This window comes from Burkholderia dolosa (assembly GCF_902499135.1).
GTDB classification, from domain to species: Bacteria; Pseudomonadota; Gammaproteobacteria; order Burkholderiales; family Burkholderiaceae; genus Burkholderia; species Burkholderia dolosa.
Genome location: NZ_CABVPR010000038.1, coordinates 52,555 through 59,512, shown reverse-complemented (window position 1 = coordinate 59,512; position 6,958 = coordinate 52,555). Strand labels below are relative to the sequence as shown.

Here is a 6,958-nt window from a genome sequence, read left to right as displayed (position 1 = left end):
CGCGCGTTCGGCGGCGCCCTTAATGTTGCGGCGCGCCGGCCGGCAGCACCGGCACGCTGCCTTCGCGGCGGCCGGCGCTGGCCTTCAGCCCGCTGACGAGGCCGGCCACGTACAGGCGCTCGGCGTCGGTCAGCGGCGGCGGCGCGAGATCGGCGACGCCGAGCGCGGCCGCGAAAGTGTCGATGTCTGCCATGTCGGATTCCTGTGAAGCAACGGTCGGCGCCGTCGCCGGGACGGCGCGCGCGTCGTCGGCGGCGGCTTCGGGCCGCGTCGCGTCGTCGTCCGTGGACGCGAATGCGCCCGTGTCGACGCGCCGCAGCGCGACCGCGCAGTATTTCAGTTCGGGCTGCTGCGATTCGCGGTCGATCGCGTCGTTCGTGACCGCGTTGATGCACAGGTCGTCGCCGTACACGTCGTTCCAGTGCATCGGCGCGAAGCAGTTGCCGGGCCGCACGCGGTCGGTGACGACCGCCGGCAGCACCGCGCGGCCGCGCGCCGAACGGATCTCGACGCTGTCCTTCGCGGCGATCCCGAGCGCCTGCGCATCGTCCGGATGCAGTTCGACGAACGGGCGTGGGTTCAGCTTGTTCAGCATCGCGACCTTGCCGGTCTTCGTCATCGTGTGCCATTGATGCTGCAGGCGGCCGGTGTTCAGCACGATCGGGAACGTGTCGTCCGGCAGTTCGGCGGGCGCGACGTGCGGCCGCGCGAAGAAGCGCGCCTTGCCCGACGGCGTCGGGAACGCGATGCGCGGTGCAGTGCCGCCGGCCGGCGCCGCGCGCAGCGGCTGGCTCACGCCGTCGTTCAGATAGCGGACCGGATGCCGGTCGCGCGCGGTGCCCGGCGCGACCGGCCACTGCACCGGCCCGTCGCGCAGCGCCGCATGGCTCGCGCCGCGCAGGTCGTAGCCGGTCGCCGGATTCGAAAAACGGACGATCTCGTCGAACACGTCGGCCGCCGACGCATAGTCGAACGCGTCGCCGAAGCCCATCGCGCGCGCGACTTCGGCGACGATGCGCCAGTCGGGCAGCGCGTCGCCCGGCGGCGCGATCGCCGCGCGCATCAGCGTCATGTTGCGCTCGGAGTTGATCATCACGCCGTCGCCTTCGGCCCACAGCGCGCCGGGCAGCAGGATGTCCGCGTAGCGGTTGGTCTCGGTGTCGAGGAACGCGTCCTGCGCGATCACGAGCTCCGCCGCCTGCAGCCCGGCGATCACGTTCTGCCGGTTCGGCACGGTCGCGACCGGATTCGTGCAGATGATCCAGCACGCCTTGATGTCGCCGGCCGCCATCCGTGCGAACAGGTCGACGGTGCCCTGGCCCGCGTCCTTGCGCAGCGTGCCGGCCGGCACGCGCCACAGGTGCTCGACGAAACGGCGGTCGTCGTCGGACAGCACCGAGCGCTGGCCGGGCAGCCCCGGCCCCATGTAGCCCATCTCGCGTCCGCCCATCGCGTTCGGCTGGCCGGTCAGCGAGAACGGGCCGCTGCCGGGGCGGCAGATCTTGCCGGTCGCCAGATGCAGGTTGCAGAGCGCGTTGGTGTTCCACACGCCGTGCGTGCTCTGGTTCAGCCCCATCGTCCAGCAGCTCGTCCACTCCGGCGCATCGCCGATCCACTGCGCGGCCGTGCGGATGTCGGCTTCCGCGAGACCGGTGATCTCGGCGACGCGCGCGGGCGTGTAGTCGGCGAGGAACGCGGGCATCGCGTCCCAGCCTTCGGTGTACGCGTCGATGAACGCCGTGTCGATCCGCCCGTTCGCGTGCAGCAGATGCAGCAGCCCGTTCGTCAGCGCGAGGTCGGTGCCCGGCCGGATCTGCAGGAACAGGTCGGCCTTGTCCGCGGTCGCGGTGCGGCGCGGATCGACGACGATCAGTTTCGCGCCGGCCTTCACGCGGTCCATCATCCGCAGGAACAGGATCGGATGGCAGTCGGCCATGTTCGCGCCGATCACGAAGAACAGGTTCGCGCGATCGAAGTCGTCGTACGATCCCGGCGGGCCGTCCGCGCCGAGCGACTGCTTGTAGCCGGTGCTCGCGCTCGCCATGCACAGGCGCGAGTTCGACTCGATGTTGTTGGTGCCGACGAAGCCCTTCGCGAGCTTGTTGACCAGGTATTGCGCCTCGATCGACATCTGGCCCGACACGTAGAACGACAGCGCGTCGGGGCCGTGCGCATCGAGCACCGCGCGCAGCCGGCGCGCGGTTTCCGCGATCGCGTCGCGCGCCGGCAGCGGCACGAGGTCGGCCTCGCGCGCGCGGCGCACGAACGCGCGGTCGAGCCGGCCCGAGCGGCGCAGCGCGACGTGCGCGGACGAGCCCTTCGTGCACAGCCGCCCGAAGTTGGTCGGATGATCGGCGTCGCCGGATACCTTGACGACTTCGCCGTCCTCGACGTGCAGCACCATCCCGCAGCCGACGCCGCAGTACGGGCACACGCTCTTGACGGGGGTGGCGGTCATGCGCGCTCCGGTTCCGTCAGGCCGCGATCCACACGAAGCCGTCCTCGACCCGCGACGGATACGCGCTCACCGACTGCTCCGGCGCCTCGAGGCATTCGCCGGTGCGCAGGTCGAAATGATGCTTGTACAGCGGCGACGCGACGACCACGCGCTCGCCGACGCTGCCGATCAGCCCGCGCGACATCACGGCCGCCTGCGACACGGGATCGACGTTGTCGATCGCGAACACGCCGCCGTCGGCGTGCGCGACGTGAAACACGGCGACCTGCTCGCCGTTGACGAGCGCGCACACGCCGGTGTTCGGCACGATGTCGTCGAGCGCGCACACGCGGGTCCAGGACAGCGGAAGACGATCGTTCATGATGGGCTCCTTGAAAATGACGCAGGTGCGGGGGTCATGCGGTTTCGGATTCGGCCACGGGCTGCGCCGCGCGCTCGGCGACGACCGGAATCGCGAGCGGCTTGCCGCGCACGCGCTCGTCCGGCGTCGCCGGGCGGATCTGCCCGCGCGTCTCGACGAACGCGATCGTCGTATCGGGCGCGTCGCTGTTCACGAAATGGCGGAAGCGCTTGCGCGTGTCGGGATCGGTGACGGCCTTCTTCCATTCGCATTCGTACGTGTCGACGATGTGCTGCATGTCGGCCTCGAGTTCGGCGGCGATCCCGAGCGAGTCGTTCACGACGACGTCGATCAGGTAGTCGAGCCCGCCTTCGAGGTTGTCGCGCCACACGCTCGTGCGCTGCAGCCGGTCGGCGGTGCGCACGTAGAACATCAGGAAGCGGTCGATGTAGCGCACCAGCGTGTCGCGGTCGAGGTCGGCCGCGAGCAGCTCCGCGTGGCGCGGCTTCATCCCGCCGTTGCCGCACACGTACAGGTTCCAGCCCTTCTCGGTCGCGATGATCCCGACGTCCTTGCCCTGCGCTTCCGCGCACTCGCGCGTGCAGCCGGACACGCCGAACTTGATCTTGTGCGGCGCGCGCAAGCCCTTGTAGCGGTTCTCGATGTCGATCGCGAGGCCCACCGAATCGTCGACGCCGTAACGGCACCACGTCGAGCCGACGCACGACTTCACGGTGCGCACCGCCTTGCCGTACGCGTGGCCCGATTCGAAGCCGGCGGCGATCAGTTCTTCCCAGATCGACGGCAGCTGCTCGACGCGCGCGCCGAACAGGTCGACGCGCTGGCCGCCGGTGATCTTCGTGTACAGGCCGTACTTCTTCGCGACCTGGCCGACCGCGATCAGCCCTTCCGGCGTCACCTCGCCGCCCGGCATCCGCGGCACGACCGAATACGTGCCGTCGCGCTGGATGTTCGCGAGGTAGTAGTCGTTCGAATCCTGCAGCCCCGCGTGCTCCTTCTTCAGCACGAATTCGTTGAAGCACGACGCGAGAATGCCGGCGACGGCCGGCTTGCACACGTCGCAGCCGAGCCCGCGGCCGTGCTTCTCCAGCAGCGCGTCGAACGTCGTGATCCGCTCGACGCGGATCAGGTGGAACAGCTCCTGGCGCGAATACGGGAAGTGCTCGCACAGATGGTTGTTGACCGCGAGGCCCTGCTTCTTCATCTCGGCCTTCATGATCTGCGTGACGAGCGGCACGCAGCCGCCGCACGACGTGCCGGCGCCGGTGCACGACTTCAGCGCGCCGAGGCTCGTCGCGCCGTCGGCGACCGCCGCGCAGATCTGCGACTTCGACACGTTGTTGCACGAGCAGATCTGCGCGCCGTCCGGCAGCGCGTCGACGCCGAGCGCCGGTTTCGCGGCGCCGTCCGACGACGGCAGGATCAGGAATTCCGGCGACTCGGGCAGCTCGATGCGGTTCAGCATCATCTGCAGCAGCGTGCCGTATTCGGATGCGTCGCCGACCATCACCGCGCCGTGCAGGAACTTGCCGCAGTCGGACACGACGAGCTTCTTGTACACCTGCTTGCGCTCGTCCGCGTACTGATACGTGCGGCTGCCGGCGGTCGTGCCGTGCGCGTCTCCGATGCTCGCGACGTCGACGCCCATCAGCTTCAGCTTCGTGCTCATGTCCGCGCCGGCGAACGCGGCTGCCGCACCGTCGCCGGCGACGACGTGCTTCGCGACCACGCGCGCCATGTCGTAGCCGGGCGCGACGAGCCCGTACACGGTGCCGTTCCACGCCGCGCATTCGCCGATCGCGTAGATGTCGGCGTCGCTGGTGCGGCACGCATCGTCGATCGCGACGCCGCCGCGCGGGCCGATCTCGAGCCCGCACGCGCGCGCGAGTTCGTCGCGCGCGCGGATCCCGGCCGAGAACACGATCATGTCGGTATCGAGGTGCGTGCCGTCCGCGAACACCATCCGGTGCGTGGCGCCGTCGCCATCGACGATCTCGAGCGTGTTCTTGTCGGTGTGCACCGTCACGCCGAGCGCCTCGATCTTCGCGCGCAGCATCCGGCCGCCGCCGTCGTCGACCTGCACGGCCATCAGCCGCGGCGCGAATTCGACGACGTGCGTGTCGAGGCCCATGTCGCGTAGCGCCTTCGCGCATTCGAGTCCGAGCAGCCCGCCGCCGACCACGACGCCGCGCGTCGCGCGCGCGCCGCACGCCTGCATCGCTTCGAGATCCTCGATCGTCCGGTACACGAAGCAGCCGGCGCGATCGTGGCCGGGCACCGGCGGCACGAACGGCCGCGAGCCGGTCGCGAGCACCAGCTTGTCGTACGCGAGCGTTTCGCCCGACGCGAGCGTCACCGTATGCGCGGCGCGGTCGATCGATGCGACGCGCGCGTTCAGCCGCAGGTCGAACTGCGGATGGCGCTCGAAGAAGCCGGGTTCGACGAGCGACAGATCGTCCGCCGACTTGCCCGCGAAGAATTCGGACAGGTGCACGCGGTCGTAGGCCGCGCGCGGCTCCTCGCCGAGCACGGTGACCTGCAGCGCGCCCGCGTCCGCTTCCGCCGCGACGCATTCGAGCAGCTTGTGGCCGACCATCCCGTGGCCGATGACAATGAGTTTCATGGTGACGTTTCCCTCGGTCGATCAGTTGGCAGCGTTGCTGGCGGCGAGTGCGCGATCGCGCAGCTCGGCCTCGCGTGCCTTGTGTTCTTCGCTGAAGCGCACGGCCATCGCGCACAGCGCGGTCGCGGTGACGGCCAGACCGAGCAGGCTCAGCGTGTGCTGCACGTCGCCGACGCCCTTCAGCAGAAAGCTCGCGGCGACCGCGCCGACGTTGCCGCCGGCGCCGACGATCCCCGCGACGCCGCCGAGCGCCTTGCGGTCGATGAACGGCACGAGCGCGTAGGTCGCGCCGCACGCCATGTGCGTGAAGAGGCCGAACGTCAGCATCGCGACCAGCGCGATGCCGACGCTTTGCGCGTGCGAGAACCAGATCAGCCCGAGCCCTTCGCCGACGATCAGCGCGCACAGCAGCGCCGCGCGCACGTCGAGGCTGCGGCGCGCCGCAACCTTGTCGGACAGCCAGCCGCCGAGCGCGCGCGCGAACAGCGCGAGCAGCCCGAACATGCCCGCCGCGAGGCCGGCATCCTTCAGCGACAGCCGGAAGTGATCGACGTAGTACAGCGCGGCGATGTTGTGGATGAACACCTCGACGCCGAAGCACGCGCCGTACGTGACGAACAGCATCCACACGCGGTAGTTCGCGCACGCGGCGAAGAAGCTCGCCCAGCCGCCCTTCTTGCCGCTGTCGATCGTCACGCCTTCCTTGCGCAGCGCGATGAAGTCGCCTTGCGGGCAGTCCTGCGTATAGCGCCAGTACGCCCACGCCATCGCGAGCATCGCGATGCCCGGCACGACGAGCGCGACGCGCCATGACGAATCGTCGCCGAGGCCGAGCATCAGGCCGGCGGCGACCAGCAGCGGCATCAGCGCCTGCGTCGCGCCGGCGCCCGCGTTGCCCCAGCCGGCGGTCGTCGCGTTCGCGGTGCCGACGACGTTCGGCGCGAACATCACCGACGTGTGGTACTGCGTGATCACGAAGCCCGCGCCGATCGCGCCGATGCCGAGCCGGCAGATCAGGAACCACAGATAGTCGTGCGTGAACGACACCGCAAACACCGGAATCGCGCCGAGCACGAGCAGGCCGACGTACACGCGGCGCGGGCCGAAGCGGTCGCACAGCGGGCCGACGAGCAGCCGCACGGCGATCGTCGCGGCGACCGCGGCAATGTTGATGTTCGCGACCTGCGCGGCGCTCAGGTGGAATTCGCGCGCGATGAGCGGCATCAGCGGCGCGCATGCGAACCACGCGAAGAAGCACACGAAGAACGCCATCCACGTCAGGTGGAACGCGCGCATCGGCGCGGTGCGGAGGCTGAAGAGATCGATACGGGTAGCTTTGTCGGTCATGTCTGTCATCCGCCAAACGAAAAACGGCGTCCTGCGCACCCGGTCTCGTCGAGACCCGATGCGTAGGACGCCGTTGCCCATGAAGCCCGTTGCCGGGCGCGTCGGTATTCGGTACTGCGGGCGGATCGCCGTTGATCCGTCCGACCCAGGTTACGCAAGCGTCGTGCCA

The 6,958-nt window shown here is 69.6% G+C and carries 3 protein-coding genes and 1 pseudogene; all 4 read right to left on the bottom strand.

Going from position 1 to position 6,958, the window contains the following annotated elements; all coding sequences use genetic code 11:
* Positions 1-28: 28 nt before the first annotated feature.
* A pseudogene (locus BUB20358_RS17795) lies at positions 29-2,458 on the bottom strand (molybdopterin oxidoreductase family protein); the annotation flags it as partial.
* A 16-nt stretch (positions 2,459-2,474) separates the two neighbouring features.
* Positions 2,475-2,819 carry a nitrite reductase small subunit NirD gene (gene nirD, locus BUB20358_RS17790; protein ID WP_006766015.1) on the bottom strand — a complete coding sequence of 115 codons (345 nt, stop codon included), beginning with the start codon at positions 2,817-2,819 and terminating at the stop codon, positions 2,475-2,477.
* Positions 2,820-2,853: 34 nt separating this feature from the next.
* On the bottom strand, positions 2,854-5,442 hold the full coding sequence (nirB, locus tag BUB20358_RS17785; protein ID WP_006766016.1) for a nitrite reductase large subunit NirB: 2,589 nt from the start codon (positions 5,440-5,442) through the stop codon (positions 2,854-2,856).
* Positions 5,443-5,463: 21 nt separating this feature from the next.
* Complete coding sequence (locus tag BUB20358_RS17780; protein ID WP_035974199.1) at positions 5,464-6,789, bottom strand: MFS transporter; 1,326 nt, start codon at positions 6,787-6,789, stop codon at positions 5,464-5,466.
* Positions 6,790-6,958: the final 169 nt, after the last annotated feature.

Excerpts from the sequence above, each read along its gene's own strand:
- nirB (WP_006766016.1), bottom strand. The coding sequence starts at position 5,442 with ATGAAACTCATTGTCATCGGCCACGGGATGGTCGGCCACAAGCTGCTC.
- nirD (WP_006766015.1), bottom strand. The coding sequence starts at position 2,819 with ATGAACGATCGTCTTCCGCTGTCCTGGACCCGCGTGTGCGCGCTCGAC.
- BUB20358_RS17780 (WP_035974199.1), bottom strand. The coding sequence starts at position 6,789 with ATGACCGACAAAGCTACCCGTATCGATCTCTTCAGCCTCCGCACCGCG.